The organism is Crossiella sp. CA-258035 (assembly GCF_030064675.1).
Classification (GTDB): domain Bacteria; phylum Actinomycetota; class Actinomycetes; order Mycobacteriales; family Pseudonocardiaceae; genus Crossiella.
The window spans coordinates 8,759,578-8,783,548 of record NZ_CP116413.1 but is presented as its reverse complement, the minus strand read 5'-3'; the positions used below and the strand labels follow the sequence as shown (position 1 = coordinate 8,783,548).

The window sequence follows — 23,971 nt, the reverse complement described above, 5'->3', positions numbered from 1 at the left end:
CTGCGAGTTATCCCCGGGTGTGGACAAGTCTGTGGACAACTCGAACACCTGTTCGATCAGCTGGGGATACCGTGCTCTGACCAGTGCCGGATCCGCTCGGCCGCCTGGTCCGCGACGGGGTGCGGCTCCGGGCGGGTGACCAGCTCGGTGAGGGCGAACATGTCCAGCACCCGGCCCAGGTAGGCCCAGTCCGCGAGGGGTGGCAGGTCGGTGGGCTGGTGCTCGGCGAAGGCGGCGCGGAAACCGGTCAGGAACTCCGCTGGGCAATCCGCGTCGAAGCGGGCCATGTTCGCCGCGTCGCCGTACGGGCAGCCCGAGTAGCTGAACTCCCAGTCCAGCAGCGCGTCCACCCGCCAGCCGCGACCGGCCCTGCTGATGAGGATGTTCTTCGGGTTGAGGTCGGAGTGCACCAGCCGGGCGTGCCCGTCGACCGCGGTCAGCGCCGGGGCGTGCGCCGTGCACAGCGCCAGCCAGGCGGACTTGGCGGCGGCGGGCAGGCGGGACTCCGGGGTGGCCGCCAACCACTCCGCCACCACCTCCGGCAGCTGCTGGGACCAGGGGCGTTCCGGACGGACGGTGAGCTGCTCGTCGGCGAAGAAGCCCGGCCGGTCGAACGCCCGCGCGCTCACCGCCGCCGCGACCCCGCCGACCTCGGCGCCGAGCGCGCGCAGGTCCGCGGGGCTGAGCGAGTCGTCGGCCAGCACCTGGCTGAGCAGGGTGCCGGTGATGTGTTCGAGCACCATGACCGGCCGGACCAGCAGCACCTCCGGCACCGGCACGAGCGGGCGGGCCGCGGCCATCACCGCCGCCTCGATCGCCGGATCGGGGCCGCCGCGACGGGCCACCACCTGGCCGTCGGTCAGCGTGAGCAGGCTGGTCTGGTGCGAGAAGCCGCCGGCCAGGGTGCGGCTGGCCAGCACCCTGCTGCCCAGTGCGGCTTCCACGGCGGCGATCTCCTCGGCGAGCACCGGCCCAGTCTCGTCCACTCAGCCCTTCGGCGGGTACCAGCCGAGGGCGATCGCGAAGTAGCCGACGGCGTTGCGGATCAGCAGGAAGCCGACGATCGCGGCGATCCACTGCACGGTCTTGCGGGTGTTGGCCGCCATCTTGTCCCGCAGGCGTTCCAGCCGCGCCCGTCGGCTCTCGCTGAGCAGGCGGAACACCGCGAGCAGGACCAGCTCGGGCAGCACCATGATCAGCACGTAGACCGCGAGCAGCGGCAGCCAGACCGCGGCGGAGAGACCGTTGGTGGTCATCAGGGCCACCGCGGCCAGGAACGGCAGCGCGGTGGAGAACTCCAGGATCGAGACCAGCAGGCCGAGGGCGAACAGCGCGGGCAGGCGGTCGGAGATCGGCAGCCGGGGCTTGCGGTCGCGGTGGCGTTCCGGGTTCTTCTTGTCCAGCCGGTGATCCACCCAGCTCCAGGCGAACAGCGCCACCCCGAGCACGCCGGTGATCGCGTAGGTGACCGGGCTCTGCAGCAGGTTGCCGAGCTGCCCGGACAACGCGCTCAGACCGAGCATGAGCAGCACGCCGAGGGTGAAGTACGTGGCGGCCACCGCGGCCAGGTAGGTCAGCACCTGGATCGTGGCCGAGCGGCCGGTCTGGCGTTTGAGCAGCAGGAACAGTGTGACGCCGAGGACTGACGGGTTGATGCTGTCCACCACGGCGAGGCCGAGCACGGACAGTGTGAGCACGAGCATTCTGTTCTCCCCCAAGGTGGATCTCTAGTGCGGTGCGGCCACCTCGAAGACGCGGTCGAGGTAGCGGAGCAGCATGCGGTCAGCCTCCCCAGGGCTGATCGCGGCCGGGTCGGCGACGATGGTCGAGGTCAGGCCGTCGGTGAAGGCGACCAGCATGGTGGCCTCGAAGTCGGCGTCCAGGTGCGCGGGAGCCTCGCCCAGCTCCTGGGCCCGGCGCAGGGTGGCCGCGCACTGCTTGCGCACCATCTGCGCCGAGGCGTCGATGACCCTGCGTAGCCGAGGACTGTGCAGGGCGCGGGTGGCGAAGGCCTGGGTCACCCTGGCCTCGGTGATCCGCTCCTCGTCCAGCGGCAGCATGGTGCGCAGCCCCCGGAACAGCCGGATCCGGATCGAGCCGACGTGCTCGGCCGCCACCAGCCGAGCCAGGGTCTGCTCGACGAGGTGGTCGAAGGCAAAGAGCAGCAACTCGTCCTTGCTGCGGAAGTACCGTTGCACCAGGCCGGTGGACGCGCCAGCCGCTTCGGCCACCCTGGCGATGCTGGCCGCCTCCAGGCCGTGGGTCGCGATCACCGACAGCAGGGCGGTGGCCACCTGGTGGCGGCGGGCCTCGTGGTCGGCGGTCGGTGGCACAGCGTTAGATTATGGTCATATTCGAACGGGGTCAACGGGCATGGCGATGGGCGGGACCCAGGCGGCGCTGGACGCGGCACTGGTGGCGGCGGATCCGTGGAGCGCGCTGAGCGAGCTGGGCGCGGCCGGGCCGCCGGATCTGATCGAGGTGGCCGAGGCCCGGTATGCCACGGCGAAACCGGCGCGGCGGCGGCAGCTGAGCTGGCTGCTGCGCTACCTGGGCGAACCGGCCGGACCCGCGCTGCTGCGGTTGCTGGCCGGGCATGCCGGCGACGACGCGCATGACCTGCTCAGGACCGCGGTCCAGCTGGGGCTGCGGGTGCCCGCCGAGCTGCTGTGGCGGCTGGAACGCGATCTTGGCCCGGCTGAGCCGGTGCTGCACGCGATGGGGCTCTCCGGGGACGCCGGGTTCGGCGACTACCTCGGGCGGCAGCTGGACACGCCGGGCAAGCAGGGACCGGCGGCGATCGCGTTGGGGCGGCTGGGCGACCGGCGCTGGACCGTGCCGATCGCGGAACGGCTGCCCGGGGTGGCCGGGCTCGCGCACACCGCGTTCGTGGTCGCGCTGGAGCTGCTGGGCGATCCGGCCGCGGTGCCGTACCTGGTGCGGCTGCTCAAGGAGGTGGAGGCGCCGGGCGACGTGCAGCACGCGCTGATCCGGCTGACCGGGCGGGATCCGCTGACCCCGCTGTGGACCGGACCGTCCCGGACGTACCAGGAGGCGTTGTGGCGCAGCTGGTCCCAGGTCGACCCGGCCACGCGGGCCGAGCCGGAGATCCGCGGGCTGACCGTGGAGTCGGCGCGCCGGGCACGGTTCGAGCTGCACGAGGGCCGGGGGCGGATCCGGGTCGACTACGACCCGCCGTCACCGGGATCGACCTGGCCGCGCTGGGACAAGTCCTTGCTGGTGGACGGGAGTCCGCTGTACCGGGTCAGCACGGACTGCGGGACCTGCGAGACCACCATGCGGCTGCTCGGCTGGCCGGAGCGGGTGGCCGCCGCGACCGCGGACCGGCTGCGCATCGCACTGTCCACAGTGGACTCACTGGCGGATGGCGTGCTGGCCGCGCTCACGCCGCTGGCACAGGAGCTGCCGACCGGGCACTACCGCGGCTACCTCGTCGATCTGCCGGTGGAGCGGGTGCGCGAGCCCGCGCGGTCGTGGTGGGTGCGGCGCTGGGCGTTCCGGGAGGGCGCCGAGATGGGCGAGGAGGACTGGCCGGGGGTGGAGCACTTCCAGCTGCCGGAACCTGTCCCGGGGCCGATGCCGACCTTCGGCGCGCTGCTGCCCGGGCAGCCGTTGGCGGCGCTGGACCCGGACACCGTTGCCCGGTACCGGAAAGCCGTCGAGGCTGGTGCGCGGCCCGCCGCGGTGGTGCTCGGCTGGGTCGAGGACGTCTATGTGGAGGCCGAGCACGAGGAGCGGTTCCTGGTCGGCGTGGCCCTGGACGGGCACCACAAGCTGGCCGCCTACGCCGAGGCCGGCGTGCCCGCGCGGGTGGTGTTGCTGGCCCGCGGCGAGGACAACCCGCGCACCTGGCGGGACGGGTTCGAGGCGGTGCTCGGTCAGTTCTCCGGCTGAGGTTCGTCCAGTGCGGCCAGCAGTCGCAGCATGGTGCGCTCCTGCGTGCTCGCCGGGTCCGGGTCCACGCACCCGGCGAGCCGTCCGAGCACCTCGCCGGGGTCCACGTCCGTGCCGATCAGCACCAGCTGGTTGAGCCGGGACTCCCCGCGCGGCCAGGGCGAACGGGTCACCCGCAGGTGACTGCCGACGGTGTGCAGGGTGAACCGCTGGTCGTGGCCGGGTAGGCCGAAGTGGACGAAGCCCTTGATCCGGTAGACGCCGGTGGGGCGGTCCTGGAGGAAGTCCATCAGCCGCCCCGGGTGCAGGGGCGCGGGCTCGGTGAAGGTGACGCTGTCGTAGCCGGTGTGCAGGTGTTCGTGGTGGTCGTCGTGCTCGCGGAGCAGCTCGTCCAGGGTCAGCTGGCGGGGCTGGGACAGGTCCTCGGCGCGCGGCTCGTGGTCGAAGAGCAGGCCGGTGTCCACCCTGCCGTGCTCGGCGGCCACCACCGGCGTGCCGGGCGCCAGCTGCTCCAGCTCGTTGAGCAGCAGCAACCGCTCGGTGTCGTCGATCCGGTCGGTCTTGTTGAGCACCACCAGATCCGCCAGCCGCAGGTGCTTGTCCAGCTCGGGGTGCCGTTGCCGGGTGGCCTCGAACTCCACCGCGTCCACCACCTCGACCAGCCCGCCGTAGCTGAGCCGGGGGTTCTCGCTGGTGGCCACCATGCGCACCAGGGTCTGCGGTTCGGCCAGTCCGCTGGCCTCGATCACGATCACGTCGATCCGGGCCTGCGGCCGGGCCAGCCGGTCCAGCAACTCGTCCAGCTCGGAGGTGTCGGCCACGCAGCACAGGCAGCCGTTGGACAGCGAGACCATCGAGTCGGCCTGCCCGGCGACCAGCATCGCGTCGATGTTGACCTGGCCGAAGTCGTTGACCACCACCCCGATCCGGGCGCCCCTGCTGTTGTGCAGCAGGTGGTTGAGCAGGGTCGTCTTGCCGGAACCGAGGAATCCGGCGACCACGATGACCGGGATCAGCTGCTTGCGCACAACGCTTCCTTGTCGGCGGGGACCGGGGTGAACGTGCCGAGTGTGGCACGGTCGCCGGCGAGCGCCGCGGCGGCGAGCAGCACCGCGCCCGCGGTCCAGGTGGTGCGCTCGTCGGGCCACAGCACGCGGTTGGCGAACTGGTAGCCGGTCCAGTAGCCGCCGTCCGGGCAGCGCAGCCGGTCCAGGTCCCGCAGCAGCGCCCGGGCCAGCGCGGACTCGCCCCGCACGGCGAGGGTCAGGGCCAGCTCCGCGGTTTCCCCGCCGGTCGTCCAGGGCTGGTCGTGCACGCAGCGGACGCCGAGGCCGGGCACCACGAACCGGTGCCAGTCGGTGATCAGCCAGGCCCGCGCCGACGCGCCGGTGACCGCGCCGCCGAGCACCGGGTAGTACCAGTCCATCGAATGCGGTTTGGGCAGGAAGAGCGTGGCGTCCAGCAGCGCCTCGCGCAGCCGGTCGGCGGCGGCCCGGAGGTCCGCGGTGGGTTCGCCGAGTCGTTGGCCGAGCAGCGCCGCGGAGTGCAGCGCGTGGTGGATGCTCGCGCACCCGGCGCGCAGCGCGAGGTCGCAGGCGCTGCCGTCCGGCCTGCGGTGCCAGCCGATCGCGCCGTCCGGGCGTTGCAGGTCCAGCACAAAACTCATCGCTGCCCGCACCACCGGCCACAGCTCCTTGGCCAGGGCGAGGTTTCCGGTGTGCCGCAGGTGGTGCCGCAGGCCGACGGCTAGGTAGGCGGTGAAGTTGCTGTCGCCGTGCGGATCGGTGACCAGGCCGTCCTGGTAGGCGGTGGCGAAGGAGCCGTCCGGGCGCTGGCGTTCGGCCAGCCAGCGCAACGCGGCTGCCGCTTCAGCGTGGTGGCCAGCTGAGTCCAGGCCCATCGCGGCTTCGACGTGGTTCCACGGGTCGAGCTTGCCGCCGTCGTCCCAGGGGATCGCGCCGTCCGCGCGCTGGATGGCCAGGATCCAGCGCGCGGTGGCGCTGACCTCCGCCGGGGTCATGCCGGTTTGACCGCGTAGAGCACCAGGCTCTTGCCGAGCACCGGGTTCAGCAGGCGGTCCGCGGTGCGCGAGGCCCAGTTGCCGTGTTCGATGTCCCAGCACAGGAACTCGTGGTAGCGGCGGACCAACCGGGTCTCGTTGCTCGGCCCGACCGCGCACTTGAGCCACCAGTACGGCGTGTGCAGCGCGTGCGCGTGGTGGCCGCCCAGCGGGATCAAACCGTGCCGCCGCAACAGCTTCCGCAGCGCCCGCCGCCGGTAGACGCGCACGTGCCCGCCCTCGACCTCGTGGTACTCCCTGGACAGCGCCCAGCAGATCCGCTCCGGCAGCCAGCGCGGCACGGTCACCGCGAGCAGCCCACCCGGTGCGAGCACCCTGGTCAGCTCGGCCAGCACCGCCTCGTCCTCGGGCAGGTGCTCCAGCACCTCGGCGGCCATCACCCTGGTGAAGGCGTGGTCGGGGAAGGGCAGCGCCGCCCCGTCGCCCTGGATGGCGTGCGCGGTGGCGCCCGGCGGCGGCTCGCCGACGCAGGCCATCGCGCCGAACATGTCCCTGACCTCCTTGAGCACCGCGCCGTCGAGATCCAGCGCCAGCACCCGGCCGCCGCGCCGGTAGGCCGCGTAGGCGTGCCGTCCCTGCCCGCAGCCGAAGTCGAGCACCCGGTCCCCGGCCGCGATCGGGAACCGGTCGAAGTCAATGGTCAGCAAGTTCGCTCCGGTGGCAGGAATCAGCGAGAACGCGGTGGTACTGCTCGACGGTGGCCAGTGCGGTGCGCCGCCAGGACAGTCCGGCGGCCCGGCGCAGACCGCCCTTGCCCAGTCGCGCCCGCAGCGCGGTGCCGGTGAGCACCCTGGTCAGCGCGGCGGCCAGCGCGACCGGATCGGCTGGTGGCACCAGCAACGCGGCCTGTTCGTCCCGGCCGACGACCTCCGGCAGCGCGCCAGCCCAGGTGGTCACCAGCGCCGTGCCGCAGGCCATCGCCTCGGCCGCGGGCAGCGAGAAGCCCTCGAACAGCGAGGGCACGCAGACCACTTCGGCCGACCGCAGCAGTTCGGCAAGGTCCACAGTGGACAGATCGGGGGTGAACCGCACGGCACCGGCCAGCTCCGGCCGCGCCAGCAGTTCCGCGGCCGGGCTGTCCGGCTTGGGCCGCCCGATGACCACCAGTTCGGCAGGCGCCGCCGCGCGCACCAGCGCCAGCGCCGCGAGCAGCGTGCGCAGGCCCTTGATCGGCACGTCCGCGCTGGCCGTGGTCACGATCCGGCCCGGCACCTTCGCGGTGGACCCGGTGGTGAACACCGAGTGGTCCACGCCCAGCGGTACCACCGAGACCCGGTCCGCGGGCACCCGCATCCGGCGTACGATCGCGGCCCGGGAAGCCGCGGACACGGTCAGCACCGCGGCGGCCCGGCGCGCCACCCGGCCCTGCATGTCGGTGAAGCGGTGCCAGCGCAGCGCGCCGCGGCGGTGCGCGCCGGTGGTGGTGGCCAGCTTGAAGTCGCGGTCGATGGCCACCGGGTGGTGCACGGTCGCCACCAGCGGCAGACCGAGCCAGTGCAGGCCGAGCAGGCCGTAGCCCAGGCCCTGGTTGTCGTGCACCAGGTCGAACTCCGCCCGGCGAGCCCACAGCTCCGGCAGCACACGCAGCGAGAAGGACAGCGGCTCCGGGTAGTTGCCGCGGAACCGGAAGTCCAGGTACTCCACCCAGTCCGCCGCACTGCGCACCTGCCGCAGCGGCGGCAGCCGGAACGGGAACGGCTCGCCGAATATGTCCAAAGTGGACAGACGGGTGAGCGGGATGCCCGGATCCAGCTCGGGATGGGGCGGTCCGGCGAAGACTTCCACCGAGTGGCCGAGCGCGCGCAGCTCCCGGCTGAGGTGCCGCACGTACACGCCCTGGCCGCCGGAGTGCGGGGCGCCGCGATAGGTCAGCAGCGCGATCCGCAGCGGTCGCGTCATGCCGCCACCGCGCTACCTGTCGGCCGGCTCCTCATACTCGGCCAGCTTCGCGTCGAGCTGGCGCAGGTCGCCGTGCCAGGGGCCGAGCACCCGCTCCATGGCGGGCCGGAGTTCGCGCAGCAGTGAGATCGCCTGCGCCCGTTGGGTTTCCGGCAGGAAGACCGCCTGGTGGTAACGCGCGGTGAGCGTTTCCGGGTGGTCGGCCCCGACCGAGGACGCCAGGTCGTCGACCAGAACCGCGAAGGAAAAACGGACGGGGGGGGTATGCCGGGTACGACTCCCAGAAGGCGATGTTGTGCCGGGTACGGAGAGTGTCCAGGTGGGCCGGGCCGAGCGCCCGTTCGCGCAGCGGCAGCAGTTCGTGGAACAGCGCCAGACCGCGTTCCTCCTGCCCGCACTTCGTCACGCTGAGCGCCACGTGCTGGCGGGCCATCAACGTCTGCGGGTGTTCCGGTCCGAGCAGCCGCGCGCAGTCGGCGACGAGCGCGTCGAAGAGGTCTCGCGCCAGCGGCCAGTTCCCGCTCATGCCAAGCCAGAACGCCTGGTTCTCCCGCAGGTTCAGCACCTCGGGATGGTCTTCGCCGAGCAGCGGCCGAGCCCGGTCGAGCAGCTGCGCAAAGGTGTCCAGCGCGGTTGCCGGGTCACCGGCCTTGGCGGTCCAGGTTCCGACCCTGGCCTGCGCGCGCAGGGTGAGTGGGTGCTCCGCGCCGAACTGCTCGGCGGTCAGCCGGGCCAGCGCGCTCCAGCGTTCCCGCTGCTCCACCGGGATCTGCGCCTCGCGCTCGTCCAGGCTGTCCAGCGCCGCGGCGAACCGGCCGGCCCGCCAGCGGTGCCGGGCTTCAGCTGCCGCCGCGTAGTCCGCGACCGGGCCGGAGCTGCCCGGCGGGGCCAGCTCGGTGATGGCGTCGGCGAGGCGGGCGTGCCACTCGGCCGGGTGGACGCCGAGCACCGTGCCGTCGGCCAGGTGCTCGGCCAGCTCCGGTTCGGCCAGGCCGGCCCGCTCGGCCGCGGTGCCGGGCTGGCCGCGCACGATCAGCGAGCCGAGCCTGGGCAGCACCGCGTGCGTCTCCGTCTCGGTGAGCCCACATGCCGTGGCCAGCAACGGAAACGGCAGCACCGGCCCGGCTCCCGCGGCGGTCAGCGCGGCGAGCACCTGCCTGGTGTGCGGGCGCAGCGGGTCCGACTCGTCGTGCAGCCTGGCCCGCCGGAGCCGCTCCGCGTAGGCCTCGGCCAGCCCGCGCGGGACCTGACCGCCGTCGGCGGAACCGCGGCGCTGCACAAATCCCTCGGCGAACAGGTGCGCGGCCGCCCAGTTCCCGTCCGCCTGCGCCACGACCTGTTGGACCTGGTGCTCCTCCAGCTCACGCAGCCGCGCGAACTCGGTCAGCTCCGCCACGGTGGCCTTCGGCACCGCGACCACCTCGGCCCCGGCCAACCCGTCCGGCGCGGCGCGGGTGGCGACCAGCAACCGCACCCGCACCGCCGGATCGGTGGCCAGCGCGATCAGCCCGGCCCACAGCCGATCCCGCTGGCCGGACAGCGCGTCCACGCCGTCGACCGCGATCCGCACCTCGGCCGGGTCCGGCAGCAGCCGCAACGGGCCGAGCAGGTTCAGCTCGAACGGGTCTGCCCCCGGCGACACCAGGTCCCCGCGCCCGCAGTAGGCCGCGAACGCCTCGGCGAACCCCTCCACCTGCGCGGTCAGCTGCCTGCGCAGCTCCGCGGCCACCTGGGACAGCAGTTCGCCGCCGCGCAGCAGGATCGCCGCGTGCACCGGCGTGCCCCGGTCCAGCAGGTCGGCCACCACCACCGACTTGCCGCTGCCCCTCGGCCCGAGCAGCAGCACGCACCGGGCCTGCCCGGTCAGCGCGCGCCCGGCCTCGGCGAACACCGGCCGGTGCACCCGGTTGGCCAGCAGCCGTTCCACCTCGCCGAGCGTGGCGGTGCCGGCCAGCGGCGAGCGCAGCCAGCGGCTGCCCGGGTTGTGCAGCAGCCACAGCGCCGGGTCGCCGTCCTCGCCGAGCTTGCTGGTGCCGTCGAAGGAGAACTGTTGCGGCACTTGCAGACGGCAGGTGTCCTTGGCCAGCTCGCGCACATCCGCCACCCGCAGCCGCTCGCCGTAGCCGGCGTGCCCGATCGCGGCCTGGGTGACCACGGCGCGGGCCAGGCAGGCGCCGAAGGCCGGGTCGTCGTCGGAGGCGGTCAGCACCTCCACCCGGCGCCGTGCCCGGCTGATCTGGTCCAGGAAGTGCCGGCTCGCGGCGCGGATCGCCCGGCCGGAGTGGCAGGCGTCCACCACCAGGACCAGCGCGTCCAGGCCGGAGTAGCGGCGCAGCAGCTCCTTGAACCGCTGGCCGAGCAGCAGCGAGTCCCGCGAGTCGGGCAGGTCGGTGCTGTCGGTGGCCATCAGGTAGTAGTCGTCCTCGGTCAGCACGCCGTGGCCGACGAAGAACACCAGCAACACCGCGCGGTCCCGGTGCGCGCGCTCGAAGGCCAGCCGCAGCGCCTCGTCCAGCTCGGCCGCGGTCGGGTCCAGCAGCAGCGGCCGGCCGGTCAGCGCCGGGGTCCAGCCGCCGGTCGCCGGATCGGTGAGCACCCTGGCGACCGCCTCGGCGTGCCTGCCCAGCACGGGCACCCGCCGCCCCGAGGCATGCCACTCCGAGCTGATCACCAGCGCCAGTCGCTCCACCCCTGAAAGATCTCCCACCGCCCCGGCCGCGGGCAAGCCGCCGGGCTACGGTGCACCCACGGGTGTCGAGAGATCGGGGGAACCGGTGGCCGAGGTCGTCCTGGTGCACGGGATCGGGCAGGAACGGCATGATCCGGCCGACCTGGGCGCGAGCATGACCGCCGATCTCGCGGTCGGCCTGCGCGCGGCCGGGTTCACCACCGAAGCCGACGCGCTGCCCGGCCGGACCACCCTGGCCTACTTCGCGGACCTGTTCGGCCGCCCTGACCAGCAGGGTGCGGCCATGCCCGCCCAGGAGGACCTGGTCGCCGGACTGCTCGCGGACATCCTGCGCAACGCCGCCACCCGCGGCCCGCGGCAGGAGGACCGCCAGGAAGCCGCCCGCGCCCTCGCGGTGGCCACCGGCGAGCACCCCGACGCCCAGGGTCCGCGTGCCGCCGTGCGCCCGCTGCTGCGCGCCGTCGCCCGGATGAGCACCTTCGGCCGACTCGGTTTCGCGCTGGCCGAGAAGTACCGCTGGCAGGAGCTCAGCCAGGTCGCCCAGTACTTCACCGAACCGGACACCAGGAACCAGATCGTCGAACGCCTGACCGCCCAGCTCGGCCCGGAGACCAAGGTCGTGGTCGCGCACTCCCTGGGCACCGTGGTCGCCTACGAGGCCCTGCACCGCCTGGCACATCCCCTTCCGCTGCTGGTCACCCTGGGTTCCCCGCTCGGGCTGCGCACGGTGATCTACGAGCGCTTGGCGCCCCAGCCACCGCACGTCCCGCCGCTGCTGCGCCGCTGGGTGAACATCCTGGACCGGGACGACCTGATCGCCGCCGAAGCCGAGCTGGGCGGGCTGTTCCCCGGGGCGGCCGGGGTGGTCGAGCCGCACCGGCTGGTGGACAACGGGCGCGAGCCGCATGCCGCGCGGGCGTACCTGGGGCAGGCGGAGACGGGTCGCCTGGTCGGGGAGGTCCTGCGCGAGAAGTGACTGGGCGCCTACCCGCCGTGTGTAGGGTCGGGTGGCGTGGCGGAACAGCAGGGGGATCCACCGAGCGAACTGCCGGCGAACGCGGCCTGGTTCGTCAACCGGGAGCGCCATCGGCAGACCATGAGCACGCTGTACGAACAGGAGCTGGCGGCCGGGCGGCCGACCTTCCTCGCGGTGTGCGGACCGGATGGCGCCGGCCGGTTCAGCGCGATCGTGAAGTGGTTCCGGGACACCCCTGGCCGGTTCCCGGACGGGCAGATCCACGTGCGGCTGGGTGGGCCGCAGCGGGACGAGATCGCGGCGGTCGGTGCGAAACTGGGTGAAGTGCTGTCCGCGCTCGGACTGCCCAGCAAAGACCAGCCGGCCACCGCGGAGGAGCGGCGCAAGGCGCTGCTGAACCTGTCCGCGGGCAAGAGGTTGCTGCTGGTGCTGGAGAACGTCACCTCGACCGGGCAGGTCGACTGGTTCCCGCTGGCCACACCGGGCGCGACGGTCGCGGTGACCACCACCCGGCTGCTCGCGCCGGGACTCATCGGCCGCGGCTACCGGCCGGTCGAGATCGACGGGCTGGCGATGCCGCACCGGCTGGACCTGTTCCGGCAGCTCCTCGGCCCGAAGGCGGCCGCGCTCGCCCCTGAGCAGCTGGCCACGGTGGCGCGCTCGGTCGGCGGGCTGCCCTTGCCACTGCGGGTGGTGGGTGCCCAGCTGGCCGCATCTCGCCGGGTGGCGAAGGTGCTGGCGCGGATCGAGGAACAAGGGCTCGCCGCGGTCGCCGCTGAGGGCCGGGATGAGGTGCAAGCCTCCTTCGACCTCACGTATTCGGGCTTGGGCGAGCTCCAGGTGGCCTACCGGCGACTCGGTCTGCACCCTGGCCTTGAGCTGGATCTCGCGGCGGCCACCGCGCTGCTCGGCGAAGACGCCGAGGAGCTGCTGGCCGAGCTGGTCGACCTGGCGCTGCTGACCGAGCAGGACGGGCGGTACCGGCTGGACGAGCTGGTCTGGCGGGACGCGGCCGCCCGCGCGCTGGCCGAGGAGGGCTTCCGCGAGCTGGGGCAGGTGCTCGGGTGGATCATCGAGCACTACCTGCACGGCGCGGTGACCAGGGACAAGGTGCTGTCCGACCGGCCGAGGTCCGGACCGCTGTTCACCGAGCTGGCTCCCGCGCGGGTCAGCAGGGCCGAGGCGCTGGCCTGGCTGTCCGGGCATCGGGACGCGTTGCGCGGCACGGTGCGACTGGCCGAGCAGCACGGGTTCGACGCGGCGGCCTGGCAGCTGTGCGAAGCCCTGTGGGGCCTCTACCACCTGCACGGGCACTACGACGACTGGATCGAGACGCACCAGCTCGGGCTGGCCGCGGCCCGGCGGCTGGGCGTGGACGCGGCGATCATGCGGATGGCCGGGCAGCTCGGGTCGGCGCACTTCGCGGTGGGTGAGCTCGCGGCGGCGGACGAGTGCTTCGCCGAGCAGCACGAGGCCGCGGCGCGCTACGGGGACGGGTCGGGGCAGCAGAGCGCGCTGGAGTGGCGGGGCAAGATCGCCGCGAAGCGCGGGGACGCCGAGGAAGCAGCCGCGTGGTTCGAGAAGTCTTGGCGGGCAACGGAAACCCTGGTGCCGGAACCGGCCCGGCCGCGCACCTACGCCATCCTGAGGTTGCAGCGGGCTAGGTTGCTGCGTTCGACCGGACGGCCGGCGGAGGCGGTGGAGCTGCTGCTGGCGGCGGCGGCGCACTTCGCGGGGACGGCGGAGACCGACAACCAGGCCAAGGTGGCCATGGAGCTGGGGCTGGCCCGGCGAGCGCTTGGCGAACCGGCCACGGCGGAGCTGCGGCGGGCGACGGAGCTGTTCCGGGCGGACGGTTCGCTGCGCAGCCTGCTCGCCGTGCTGCGCGAGCTGGAACCGGACAGCCAGGAGATCGTCCAGCTGGAGATCAGCCTGGGGCTGCGGCCAGCGGGGTGAGCCGGAACCGGTGCTCGATCGCGCCGGTGACCACGCGCAGCTCGCGGGGCGGGTCGGGCAGCAGCAGAACGGCCGAGGCGGCCAGCGCCGGATCACTGTCCATTGTGGACTCAACGCGGTAGCGGCGGCCGTCGCGCAGGCGCAGCTCGTCGCCGAGCAGGAAGATCCGGCAGCTGGGCAGGGCCGCGAAGGACAGCTCGTTCCGTTGGCAGAGCAGGACTTCCGCGGTCTGCCGCAGGCTGCGGTCCGGGTGGTGCAGGTGCGCGACCAGGTGTGGGTCGGCGAGTTCGGGGGCGTTCAGCGGGCGGCCGCGCAGGACGTCGGCGGCGTGCCGGGTCAGGTGCACCGCGTCGCCGTCGAGGTGGCCGGTGACCCGCAGGGCGGCGGCGCGCGTGAGCAGCGGCAGGCGGTCCGGGGCGAGCAGCGGGACCAGGGGCGGCGTGGCGGGTTCGGGCAGGCCGAGCAGGTGGTAGGCCAGGGCGCGGTGGCGGGCGGCGGCCTGGTCGGGATGGCTGGACACCAGGTCGGCGACCGCGCGGTGCTGCCCGGGGCGGAACTCCTCGAGCACCCGGTCCAGCTGCGGGCGCAGCGGGCGGGTGGGATCGAGCCGGGGTGCGGTGCGGCCCAACAGGTCCACGCAGGTGCCGGGCACCACCTCCGGTTCCGGGAAGGCGGCCAGCAGCACCGGGCGGTCCAGGGCCGCGCCGTAGGCGGTGACCGCGCCGTGGTCACCGACCACCGCGTCCGCCGCGATCAGCGCCGCGCCCCAGCCCTCCAGCGGCGGGATCAGCAGCAGTCCCGCGCGCACGCAGTCGGCCAGCCAGCGGCGCAGCTCGAACGGGCCGGAACCGTGCCACACATGGGGATGCACGATCCCGGCCACCCGGTACTCGTCCACCGGCAGCTCCGCCATCAGCTGGCCGTAGAGCTGCGGCCAGGCGCCGAAGACCGAGCCCCGGTTCCAGGTGGAGGAGATGACGATCAGGCGCTGGCCGGGCAGGAGGCCGAGCTGGTCGCGGTAGCGCCGGCGGAGCAGGGTGCTGGCGCGCAGGCGGTCCAGGCTGGGGTCACCGGCGACGGTGGCCACGTCGAGGGCCTGCGGCACGTCCCTGGCCAGGCGGTCGAGCTGTTCGGAATGGGAGAGGACCAGCGAACTGGCGATGACCTCGCCGTCGCGCAGCACGTACTCCGGCGAAAGGCCGTAGGCCGATTTCCGATTTCCGATTTCCGATTTCCGATTTCCGATTTCCGGGCGAATTCTTAGTATATCCGACGCCATGCGAAACGATCATCACCGGCGCGCTGAGCTCGTGCAGGTCACCCCGGTGGTTCGCGGTGATCGCCAGGTCGAACTTGGCGGCCAGCGCCGCCTGCCAGGACAGCGGCTGGATGCCCAGCGCGGCAAAGCACTCCGCCACCCCCTCCGGCGCGGTGGAGTCCTCGGGGCAGGTGAAGTGCAGCGCTACCCGCAGATCGGCGTCGAACAACGGCACCAGGTCGAGCAGCCGGTTGGCTGAGGCCACTGTGTGCACGACGAACAGCACGCTGCGGCTGTCCTGGCGCGTCGACATGTCCAGACCTTACGAAAGTCTGGGGGCGGCCCTCCCTTCGGCGGAGCCCTGCCCGCGTTGATCTAGTTTAACTTTGAATTATGCGGCGCGATGACGCACCACCACCACAGGCAAGTTCCCGACGACGATTCATCCGCTCCGGCGCGCTCGGGGTGACCGCGGCGGCGCTCGCGGCGGGCGGGGTGACCGCCAGTGGCGGGCAGGCCGTGGCGGCCCTCGGTCAGCCGGTCCGGCCACCCGCGGACGGCTCACCGGCGCCGGTGACCCCGGCCTGCTCCGGCCGGGAGACCCCGGCGGCGATGGAGGGTCCGCTGTTCCGGCCCGAGTCGCCAGAGCGCACCGACCTCCGCACCCCGGCCATCACCGGGGTTTTCCTTTCCCTGCGCGGGATCGTCTACGACACCGCGTGCCGGCCGATTCCGCGCGCGCTGCTGGAGTTCTGGCAGTGCGACCAGCACGGCGACTACGACGTCAGCGGGTTCTCCCTGCGCGGCCACCAGTACACCGGGGCCGACGGCGGCTACCGGCTGGAGACGATCATCCCCAGGGACTACTACGGCCGTTGGGGCCGCCGGGCCCCGCACATCCACACCCACGTCCAGGCGCCCGGCGGGCCGCTGCTGGTCACCCAGCTGTACTTCCCGGACAACACGGTCGCCTACGGGCGGGACTTCGCCGCGCTCAACGCCCAGGACGCGCTGATCAACCGGGCCTGCACGATCCTGTTGAACGCCAACAGTTCCGGTGCCTACGGCGGCCGGTTCGACTTCGTGGTCAAACGGACCGTGTCGTGAGCAGGCGCTGGCTGGCCCCGGCGCTGGCGGTGCTGGGCGCGCTGCTCGCGCCGGCCGCCGGCGCGGACCCGCTGAACTGGCAGGCGGTGCCGGTCCCGGTGACCAAGGGCGACCTGACCGCGGTGGCCGCGCTCAGCGACACCCAGGCCTACGCGGTCGGCTACCGGCTGCGCAGCGACACCGCGGCGGACATGCTCGCGCTGCGCTGGGACGGCCGGACCTGGACCCAGCACTCGACCCTGCCCGCGGAGAGCTTCCCGCAGGCACTGGCGGTGCGCTCGGCCACCGACATGTGGGCCGCGGGCGCGGGCACCGCGCAGTGGAACGGATCCAGCTGGGTCCGCCGTGCGCTGGCCAGCGACCCGGGCGGCACGGTGACCCCGGAAGCCCTTGCCCTGGCGGAGCACAACGCGGTCTGGGTGGCGGGCAAGGCGGTGCCGGGTGCGATCAAGAACGGCACCCCGGCGGTCCAGCGCTGGGACGGCACGGCCTGGCGGCGGCAGACCCTGCCCGCCCTGGGCAAGGGAGAGCTGAACGGCATCGTCTCCCTCGGCGCGGGCCAGGCCCTCGCGGTGGGCGCGCAGTTCGGCACCGCGGGCCAGCCGCAGCGCCCCCTGGTGCTGCGCCTGAGCAACGGCCAGTGGCGCACCGAACCCGTGCCCCAACCGGCCGGGCACAGCTGGCTGAGCGCGGTGACCAGCGTCAGCCCCACCGAGGCCTGGGCGGTCGGCGCCACCTCGGTCAACGGCGTGGAACAACCCCTCGCCCTGCGCTGGAACGGCTCGGCCTGGGCCGCCACCCAGGTCCCGCCGGTGCCGGACGGCCGTCTGCGCGCCGTCGGCCGCACCGCCGCGGGTGAGCTGCTGGCCGCCGGTGGCAAGGGCGCGGTCGCGGTGCTGCTCCGCTGGGACCCGGCCGCGAACGCCTGGCAGCGCCTGGCCGATCCGGGCATCGTGGCCAGGACGTTCAGCACGGTGCCGGGGTCCAACGCGGTGTGGGCGGTCGGCATCAGCCGTCAGGGTGACCTGGTGCCGCAGACCAGGCACACCGTCCGCTGAACTCGCTCGTCCCGCATCGCCCGGCCAGTAGCCTGACCCACGTCGACGACGGGGGAGCTGGCGATGCGGGACGAGCAGGCGGACAACCACAACCAGGTCGACCGGGTGATGGGGGACCTGGTCCAGGTCGGGGTGGTGCACGGCGGGGTGCACCTGCACCACAGCGGGGCGGTGTCCCCGGCGCGGCGGCCCAGCCTGCCGAGCGGGCCGCGCGCCTTCGTCAACCAGGTCGGCCCGCTGGCCGCGCTGGACCGGCTGCTGCTGGACCGGCCCGAGGAGCACGAGCCGGTCGTGGCCACCATCTCGGCTGGCCGGGGCTTCGGCAAGACCGCGCTGTGCCTGCACTGGGGGAACCAGCACGAGAAGGAGTTCCCGGACGGCCGGATCCACGTCGGCTTCGGCGCCTGGACCGACCGCCCGCGCGGCACCGCGGAGGTGCTGGCCGAGGTGCTGGAGCAGCTGGGCTGCGCCAGGGCCGGTCAGCCGACCGAGCTGGGCGCGCTGTCCAGCCTGTTCCGCGAGCTGACCAGGGGCAAGGCGTTCCTGCTGGTGCTCGACGACGTGGTGGCGCCCGGCCAGGTCACCGCGCTGCTGCCCAGCCGCGGCCGGTCGGTGGTGCTGGCCACCGGCTCGGACAACCTCCGCGCACTGGCCGCGCAGGGCGCGCACTCGATCGAGCTGGCGCCGCTGGAAGACGACATGGCCGAGCTGTTCCTCTCCCTCGCCGAACCGCTGGTGCCGCTGATGGCGGAGCAGGCCGAGGCGGTGCGGGCCGTGCTCGACCGCTGCCACGGGGTGCCGGTGCTGCTGGACGCGGTGCGCGCGATGCTGCTGGTGACGCCCGGCCTGGACTTCCGGGAACTGCTCGCCGAGCTGGACGCGGCCGGGCACGGCGTGACCTCGATGCGCACCTCCGGCGGCGAACCGGTGGACCTGATCTTCGACGTGGTGGCCGGCAAGCTCGGCCCGGAAGCCGCGGCCTGCCACCGGGTTTACGGTCTGCACCCCGGGTTCGCCGCGCTGTCCGCCGGTGTGCTGGCCGCGGCCACTGGGTTGACCGAGACTCAGGTGCGCAAGGGGATGCGTGAGCTCCTGGGGCTGCGCCTGGTGGAGCCGCCGACGGCGGACCGGTACGCGATGCACCCGTGGATCAGGTCGCACGCCGCCGGGCTGGTCCGGCGGTTCCCGGCCGAAGACGATGACCAGGTCCTGACCAGGACGGTGCACAGCTACCTGACCGTCGCCGCGTCCGTTGACCAGGCGCTGTGCCCCAACCGCCCGTGGCGCGCGCGGATGTTCCCGGAACTGTCCACAGTGGACAGTGTTGGCCGGGAGAACGCGGAGAAGTGGCTGCTGGTCGAGGTGGAGAACCTGCGGGCGGTGGTGGAGCTGGCCGAGGCGGCCGGTGAGCACGAGCAGGTGGTCCGGTTCGGCGTCCTGCTGTGGTCGCTGTTCCTGGCGCTGAAGCGGCATCCGGAGGCGCTGGCGGTGTTCCAGGCGGCCGCCCGGTCCGCGCAGGCGCTGCGGTCGCCGCTGGTGGAGAGCGTGCTGCGGACGCAGATCGGGTTCGTGCACCGGCACTGCGAGGAGTTCGACGACGGCCAGCGGGCTTTCGACGACGCGATCGCGCTGGCCAGGACGGCCGGGGACCTGGAGGCGAGGCTGAGCGCGAGCGAGGGCCTTGGCCTGATGCTGCTGGACCAGGGCAGGGTCCCGGAAGCACTGGAGTTGTTGCGGGAGAACCTGGCCGGCGCACGGTTGATCGACGACTCGCGCCGGATCGCGCTGGCCGAGTTGCACGCCGCCAAGGCGGAACAGCCGGGTGTCGCGCAGGTGCTGCTCACGGCCGCTGAAGCGACGTTCCGCGAGCTGGGCGAGGAGGACAACGCGGCGAAAGTCCAGCTGTGGCAGGGAAAGAAGCTCATCGAGGCGCGGCAGCTCGGTGACGCGGGCACTCCGCTGACCGCGGCGCTGGACACCATGACCAGGCTGGGCCGGGACTTCGACCGCGGCGAGGTGCACGAGGCGCTGGCCGAGCTGGCCACCGCGCGGGGCGAGCACGACTCGGCCCAGCGGCACTACCGGGCCGCCGCCGACATCTACGCCGAGCTGGGCCTGGTGCGGCAGGTGCAACGGGCGGTGGCCTACTTCCGGGTGGCCTGAACGGTCCGCCCGCCGACCTCGATGGTCAGCTCCGGCGGCAGGTCACCGGCCACCCGCAGCACCGAGGCGGCCAGCCTGCCGGTCAGCCCGTCGGCCAGGTACCGGAACAAGCGGCCGTCCCTGGTGCCCGCGAGCCAGCTGCTCGCATCCAGCGGACCCGCCGCGACCTGGCAGGACGGCAACGCGGCCAGGGTCGCGGCCACCCAGTCCGCGGTGATCGGGGTGTGCGTGTGCAGCACCACCTCGGCCAGGTCCAGCCAGGCGCGGTAGGGCTCGGTGGTGTCCGCGGCCAGGTGCGCGCCGGGCGGCATGGCGGTCTGCTGGCGCAGCAGCTCGGCCGGGTGCCGGGTGACGGTGGCCTTGGGCAGGTCGAGCTGCACCTGGACCAGTTGGGCGGCAACGGGTTCCGGGGCGGCCGGGGGCAGTGGCGGGGCGGCCAGGCGGGACGGGGTGCCGGGTTCGGGCAGACCGAGCAACTCGTAGAAAGCCTTGCGCAGCAACGGGGCTGACTCGCCGGGCACCGAGGTGGCGAGGCTGGTGACCTCGGCCGCGGCGGCCGGGTCGTGGGTGGCGATGGCCTGGTCGACGGCGGTGCGGAGGTCGGCGGCCAGTCGTGGTGCGGTGGCCAGGAACCGGCCGACGGCGGAACCGGGATCGACCGCGTGTGCCGGTGCGGTGGCCAGCAGCACCGGGCGGCCCAGGGCGGCGGCGTAGAAGCTGAGGCTGGAGTGGTCGCCGATGACCAGGTCGGCGGCGATGGTGGCGGCGCGCCAGCCCTCCTCCGGCGGCAGCACGACCGCGCCCGCGCGGGTGCACTCGGCCAGCCACCGGTGCAGCTGCCAGCGGGAATGCGCGTCCCAGACCGCGGGGTGCAGGGCGACCACGATCCGGTACTCGTCCAGCGGGAGGGCTTCCAGCAGACGGCGGATGAGCTGCGGATCGTTGCCGTACAAGGAGTCCTGGCCCCAGGTGGAACAGACCAGGACGATCCGCTGGGTGTCCGTGGAGCCCAGGGTGGCGCGGTAGCTGGGGCGCAGCGGCAGCCCGGCGAGCAGGCGGTCGAAACAGGGGTCACCGGCGACCAGGGCGCGTTCGGCGGCCTCCGGCACGGCGGCGGCCAGGCGGGTCAGCTGTTCCTCGTGCGAGAGCACGATCAGCGACGGGATGAGTTCACCATCGGAGAGCAGCCAGCGGGACGAAAGACCGAAAACCGATTTCCGATTTCCGATTTCCGATTTCCGATTTCCGATTTCCGGGCGAGTATTTATTGTAGCCCATTCCGTGCGGCACCACGGCCAGGGGGGCTTGCAGATCCCGCAGGTCACCGCCGTAGCTGGCGGAGATCGCCAGGTCGAACTCCACCTGGATCGCCTGGCTCCACGGAATGACCGCCATCTCGCGTTCGTGCAGCCATTCCTCGGTCCGCCCGGAGAACGGCGAGGAACCGGGACAGGTGAACACCACCTGCACCCTGGGGTCGTCGGCGAGCAGCGGCAGCAGGTCCAGCAGGCGGGTGGCCGCGGTCAGGTTGTGCACCACCGCGAGCACCGTGCGCTCGGTCCGCACCGTCGTCCACTGTGGACTGTGCGGCCCGATCGGCACCTTCACCCACCGCTGTCCAGGCACGAGCGGTGATCTTACGAGGTGAACCGCACTCCGCCGTGGATGTCCCTGGCCTGCACCACGTTGCCGGTCACGGTGCCGGAGATGTGGTTGGTCACGCCCTCGGTCTCGGCGTGCTGGGAGGCCTTCGCCCACTCCGCGCGCAGCCGTTCGCCGAACTCCGGGTCGGCCGCCTCGGCCTGTGCCAGCGCCGCGGTCAGCTTGCGCACCTGCCGCGAGTCCGCCGCCTCGCCCTCGGCCGCGACCAGCGCCTTGGTCGCCGTCCGGTCGTCGGTGAACCGGGCTTGGACCAGCTCGTACAGGCCGGTGTGGCGGCTACTGGCCAGTGCGGCGGCGATGGTGGCGAGGACTGGTTCCGGCATGGTTCCCCCTGCCCAGGCGACTGCGGTCGGTGTTGATGCTGACACAGCGCGTGTTCGCGATGCCAGTGCCACGGTTGACTTTCGGCAGTACCCGGGTCCGGCCCGGCTGCGTAGCCTCGCGCAGGTGCGCTCCCGCTGGACCCCGACCACGCTCGCCCTCGACCTGGCGCTGTGGCTGACCTTCGGCATGGTCACGGTGGGCGGCAGCCAGGTGCCCAAGGCGAGTCCGTGGTTCTGGCCGACCGTGGCCGGGGTGGTGCTGCTCACCCTGCTGGCGGTGTTCGTCAGCCGGATCAGCCCCGCGCTCGGCCTGGCGCTGGCCATGTTCGGCACCGCCTGGCTGCTCACCTTCGTCTTCCTGCTCACCCTGCTCAGCTTCCTGGCCGGTCGCCGCCCGGACCGCGGCCCGCCCGCGCTGCTCTGGCTGGCCGGCGCGCTCGTCATCGGCGCGCTGTGGCTGACCCTGGCCAGCCAGCCGGTCGGCGAGCTGGTCACCGGTGTGTTCGTGCTGCTGCTCGCGGTGATCTTCCCGGTGCTGGCCGGGCGCTGCTGGCGGCTCTACCAGGACCTGGTGTCCGCGGGCTGGCGGCGGGCGGAGCAGCTGGAGAGCCAGCAGATGGTCCTGGCCGACCGGGCCAGGCTGCGGGAGCGGGCGCGGATCGCCCAGGACATGCACGACTCGCTCGGCCACGAGCTGAGCCTGATCGCGCTGCGGGCGGGCGCCCTGGAGATCGCGCCCGACCTCAGCGAACGGCACCGCGGCTCGGCAGGGGAGCTGCGCGCCACCGCCACCGCGGCCACCGAGTCACTGCGCGACATCATCGGCGTGCTGCGCGACGAGACCGACCCGGTGCCGCTGGAACCGGTCGGCGAGCAGGCCGCCGAGCTCATCGAGCGCGCCCGCGCCTCCGGCATGGCCATCGACCTGGTGGTCACCGGCACGGCGACCCTGCCGCCGATGGTGGACCGCGCGCTGTACCGGGTGGTGCAGGAGGCGCTGACCAACGCCACCAAGCACGCGCCGGGCGCGCTGGTCACGGTGCGGATCGAGCACGGCGACGGCGAGACCGCGGTGACCGCGACCAACGAGCAGCCGCGGCAGCCCGGCAACGGCCTGGCCTCCGGGCAGCGCGGCCTGCTCGGGCTGCGGGAACGGGTCCGGCTGCTCGGCGGCAGCCTGACCGCCGGTCCGCACCAGGGCGGGTTCCGGGTCGCCGCCCGGCTGCCGCACCAGAGCAGATCCGTTGCGCCGCAACCGGAAGCGGCCGAGCGCTCGGAGTCGGCCAGCCAGCTGGCCAGGGCGCAGCGCCGGGTGTGGCGGGGCCTGCTGGCCGCGGTGTTCATCCCGGTCGGCGCGGGCATCGTGCTCTGCCTCGGCGTGCTCGGCGTCTACCTTTTCGTCACGGTCAACTCGGTGCTCAAGCCGGCGCCGTTCGACCAGATACGGGTCGGCCAGAGCAGGGCGGAGCTGGCGGAGGTGCTGCCCAGGTACGAGATGGCCGACCCGCCGTCGGAGCGCGGCCTGCAACCGGAGGCCGGGGTGCGCTGCGCGTACTACCGTTCCTCGACCGGGGTGTTCAACCAGGTCGACGTGCACCAGCTGTGCTTCGCGGGCGAGGCGCTGGTCTACAAGTACGTGATTCCACGGGGGCTGCGGTGATCCGAGTGGTGCTGGCCGACGACGAGGCGGTGATCCGGGCCGGGGTCCGGGCCATCCTGGCCGTGGACAACGAGATCGAGGTGGTCGGCGAGGCCGCGGACGGGCGCCAGGCCATCGAGCGGGTCCGCGAGCTGCGGCCGGACGTGGTGCTGCTGGACATCCGGATGCCCAAGCTGGACGGGCTGGCCGCGGCCGCGGAGATCCGCCGCCTGGCGCCGGGCACCGCGGTGGTCATGCTCACCACCTTCTCCGAGGACGCCTACATCGCCCGCGCGCTCGGCGACGGCGCCAGCGGCTTCCTGCTCAAGGCTGGCGATCCCCGGGAGCTGATCGCCGGGGTGCGCGCGGTGGCCGAGGGTGCCGCCTACCTCTCGCCCAAGGTCGCGCACCGGGTGCTCACCGAGCTCAGCGGCGGCCTGATGGCCCGCGGCGCGGCCGCGCGGGAGCAGACCGGCAGGCTCACCGAGCGGGAGCGGGAGGTGCTCGCCTTCGTCGGCGGCGGCCTGTCCAACGCGGAGATCGCCCGCCGCCTGCACCTGGTCGAGGGCACCGTGAAGGCCTACGTCAGCACCATCCTGAGCAGGCTCGGCGTGCGCAACCGGGTGCAGGCGGCGATCCTGGCCTACGAGGCCGGGCTGGTCCGCGGCCTGGACTGAAGCCGCCGCGCCAGCACCGGCGCCAGCACCCGCACGACCAGCGCGACCAGCGCGGGCGCCAGCAGCGCGCCGAGCAGGAACCCGGCCAGCACGTCGTGCGGGTAGTGCACGCCGAGGAAGACCCGGGAACCGGCCATCAGCACGGCCAGCGGCAGCAGCCACCACGCGGTGCGCCGCCAGACGAAGGCCAGCGCGAAGGCCGAACCGGCGGCCAGCGTGGCGTGGTTGCTGGGGAAGGACCAGTCACCGACCTCGGGACAGTGCGTGATGGCCGCCGCCCCGGCCACCGCACGGCAGGGCCGTTCCTCTTGCAGGACGAGCTTGAGCGCCTCGGAGACGGCGTAACCGCCGACCACCGCCAGCGGCACGGCCAGCGCGGTGGCCAGCGTCAGGGGCGCGCGGTCGCGGGCCCGCCAGAACAGGACCAGGAAGAAGGCGCCGAAGACGAACAGTCCGGCGTCGGTGCCGAACTCCACCAGCGAGCGCACCCAGTCCGGGGTGCTCGCGGCGAATCCGGTGACCGCGCGGTAGAGGTCGATGCTCACATCAGGGATCAGGGACACTCAACG

General features: G+C 73.2%; 22 protein-coding genes. 8 read left to right on the top strand and 14 right to left on the bottom strand.

Going from position 1 to position 23,971, the window contains the following annotated elements; translation table 11 throughout:
- Positions 1-56: 56 nt before the first annotated feature.
- From N8J89_RS39885 to N8J89_RS39875, 3 genes are read right to left on the bottom strand one after another with little or no spacing between them, the layout of a single operon-like run.
- A complete protein-coding gene (locus N8J89_RS39885; protein ID WP_283662033.1) occupies positions 57-986 on the bottom strand; it encodes a phosphotransferase in 930 nt (309 codons plus the stop codon).
- On the bottom strand, positions 987-1,703 hold the full coding sequence (locus tag N8J89_RS39880) for a GAP family protein (protein ID WP_283662032.1): 717 nt from the start codon (positions 1,701-1,703) through the stop codon (positions 987-989).
- A gap of 24 nt (positions 1,704-1,727) precedes the next feature.
- Positions 1,728-2,333, bottom strand: a complete 606-nt coding sequence (locus N8J89_RS39875; RefSeq protein ID WP_283662031.1) for a TetR/AcrR family transcriptional regulator — start codon at positions 2,331-2,333, stop codon at positions 1,728-1,730.
- A 40-nt stretch (positions 2,334-2,373) separates the two neighbouring features.
- Here N8J89_RS39875 and N8J89_RS39870 point away from each other — a divergent pair, with 40 nt between their 5' ends.
- On the top strand, positions 2,374-3,915 hold the full coding sequence (locus tag N8J89_RS39870; RefSeq protein ID WP_283662030.1) for a hypothetical protein: 1,542 nt from the start codon (positions 2,374-2,376) through the stop codon (positions 3,913-3,915).
- Here the strand turns inward: N8J89_RS39870 and N8J89_RS39865 are convergent.
- Genes N8J89_RS39865 through N8J89_RS39845 form a run of 5 tightly spaced genes read right to left on the bottom strand, consistent with a single transcriptional unit; the run spans position 3,900 to position 10,583 of the window.
- A complete protein-coding gene (locus N8J89_RS39865) occupies positions 3,900-4,943 on the bottom strand; it encodes a CobW family GTP-binding protein (RefSeq protein WP_283662029.1) in 1,044 nt (347 codons plus the stop codon). The two genes, N8J89_RS39870 and N8J89_RS39865, sit on opposite strands and share 16 nt — an antisense overlap.
- The gene (locus tag N8J89_RS39860; protein ID WP_283662028.1) at positions 4,928-5,935 is read right to left on the bottom strand and encodes a glucosidase family protein; all 1,008 of its coding nucleotides are present in this window, start codon (positions 5,933-5,935) and stop codon (positions 4,928-4,930) included. Before N8J89_RS39860 ends, N8J89_RS39865 begins: the two co-directional genes overlap by 16 nt.
- On the bottom strand, positions 5,932-6,642 hold the full coding sequence (locus N8J89_RS39855) for a class I SAM-dependent methyltransferase (RefSeq protein ID WP_283662027.1): 711 nt from the start codon (positions 6,640-6,642) through the stop codon (positions 5,932-5,934). The genes N8J89_RS39860 and N8J89_RS39855 overlap by 4 nt, the downstream gene beginning before the upstream one ends.
- The gene (locus N8J89_RS39850; RefSeq protein WP_283662026.1) at positions 6,629-7,894 is read right to left on the bottom strand and encodes a glycosyltransferase family 4 protein; all 1,266 of its coding nucleotides are present in this window, start codon (positions 7,892-7,894) and stop codon (positions 6,629-6,631) included. The genes N8J89_RS39855 and N8J89_RS39850 overlap by 14 nt, the downstream gene beginning before the upstream one ends.
- Before the next feature lie 31 nt (positions 7,895-7,925).
- The gene (locus N8J89_RS39845) at positions 7,926-10,583 is read right to left on the bottom strand and encodes a tetratricopeptide repeat protein (RefSeq protein WP_283662025.1); all 2,658 of its coding nucleotides are present in this window, start codon (positions 10,581-10,583) and stop codon (positions 7,926-7,928) included.
- An 85-nt stretch (positions 10,584-10,668) separates the two neighbouring features.
- Between N8J89_RS39845 and N8J89_RS39840 the strand changes: the two genes are divergently transcribed.
- Positions 10,669-11,559: a hypothetical protein gene (locus N8J89_RS39840; RefSeq protein WP_283662024.1), complete on the top strand. Its 891-nt coding sequence runs from the start codon at positions 10,669-10,671 to the stop codon at positions 11,557-11,559.
- Positions 11,560-11,595: 36 nt separating this feature from the next.
- Positions 11,596-13,515, top strand: coding sequence for an NB-ARC domain-containing protein (locus N8J89_RS39835; RefSeq protein WP_283662023.1), 1,920 nt, complete (start codon positions 11,596-11,598; stop codon positions 13,513-13,515).
- Here N8J89_RS39835 and N8J89_RS39830 read toward each other — a convergent pair.
- Positions 13,487-14,698, bottom strand: a complete 1,212-nt coding sequence (locus tag N8J89_RS39830) for a hypothetical protein (protein WP_283662022.1) — start codon at positions 14,696-14,698, stop codon at positions 13,487-13,489. The genes N8J89_RS39835 and N8J89_RS39830 overlap by 29 nt on opposite strands.
- A complete protein-coding gene (locus N8J89_RS39825; RefSeq protein ID WP_283662021.1) occupies positions 14,583-15,086 on the bottom strand; it encodes a hypothetical protein in 504 nt (167 codons plus the stop codon). Before N8J89_RS39825 ends, N8J89_RS39830 begins: the two co-directional genes overlap by 116 nt.
- 80 nt (positions 15,087-15,166) lie before the next feature.
- Between N8J89_RS39825 and N8J89_RS39820 the strand changes: the two genes are divergently transcribed.
- The 3 genes from N8J89_RS39820 to N8J89_RS39810 all read left to right on the top strand — a co-directional run bounded on the left by N8J89_RS39820 (position 15,167) and on the right by N8J89_RS39810 (position 19,101).
- Positions 15,167-15,880: a dioxygenase family protein gene (locus N8J89_RS39820; protein WP_283662020.1), complete on the top strand. Its 714-nt coding sequence runs from the start codon at positions 15,167-15,169 to the stop codon at positions 15,878-15,880.
- Positions 15,877-16,938, top strand: coding sequence for a beta propeller repeat protein (locus N8J89_RS39815; RefSeq protein ID WP_283662019.1), 1,062 nt, complete (start codon positions 15,877-15,879; stop codon positions 16,936-16,938). The genes N8J89_RS39820 and N8J89_RS39815 overlap by 4 nt, the downstream gene beginning before the upstream one ends.
- A gap of 63 nt (positions 16,939-17,001) precedes the next feature.
- Positions 17,002-19,101, top strand: a complete 2,100-nt coding sequence (locus tag N8J89_RS39810; protein ID WP_283662018.1) for a tetratricopeptide repeat protein — start codon at positions 17,002-17,004, stop codon at positions 19,099-19,101.
- On the opposite strand, the gene N8J89_RS39805 is transcribed toward N8J89_RS39810, so the two are convergent.
- The 3 genes from N8J89_RS39805 to N8J89_RS39795 all read right to left on the bottom strand — a co-directional run bounded on the left by N8J89_RS39805 (position 19,083) and on the right by N8J89_RS39795 (position 21,086).
- Positions 19,083-20,252: a CDP-glycerol glycerophosphotransferase family protein gene (locus N8J89_RS39805; RefSeq protein WP_283662017.1), complete on the bottom strand. Its 1,170-nt coding sequence runs from the start codon at positions 20,250-20,252 to the stop codon at positions 19,083-19,085. The genes N8J89_RS39810 and N8J89_RS39805 overlap by 19 nt on opposite strands.
- A gap of 19 nt (positions 20,253-20,271) precedes the next feature.
- A complete protein-coding gene (locus tag N8J89_RS39800; protein WP_283662016.1) occupies positions 20,272-20,667 on the bottom strand; it encodes a hypothetical protein in 396 nt (131 codons plus the stop codon).
- Positions 20,668-20,738: 71 nt separating this feature from the next.
- Positions 20,739-21,086, bottom strand: a complete 348-nt coding sequence (locus N8J89_RS39795; RefSeq protein ID WP_283662015.1) for a hypothetical protein — start codon at positions 21,084-21,086, stop codon at positions 20,739-20,741.
- 124 nt (positions 21,087-21,210) lie between these two features.
- On the opposite strand from N8J89_RS39795, the gene N8J89_RS39790 reads away from it, so the two are divergent.
- Entirely contained in the window at positions 21,211-22,746 is a 1,536-nt protein-coding gene (locus tag N8J89_RS39790) for a sensor histidine kinase (protein WP_283662014.1), read from the top strand.
- Positions 22,743-23,402, top strand: a complete 660-nt coding sequence (locus tag N8J89_RS39785; protein WP_283662013.1) for a response regulator transcription factor — start codon at positions 22,743-22,745, stop codon at positions 23,400-23,402. Before N8J89_RS39790 ends, N8J89_RS39785 begins: the two co-directional genes overlap by 4 nt.
- On the opposite strand, the gene N8J89_RS39780 is transcribed toward N8J89_RS39785, so the two are convergent.
- Complete coding sequence (locus N8J89_RS39780; protein WP_283662012.1) at positions 23,369-23,965, bottom strand: phosphatase PAP2 family protein; 597 nt, start codon at positions 23,963-23,965, stop codon at positions 23,369-23,371. The two genes, N8J89_RS39785 and N8J89_RS39780, sit on opposite strands and share 34 nt — an antisense overlap.
- Positions 23,966-23,971: the final 6 nt, after the last annotated feature.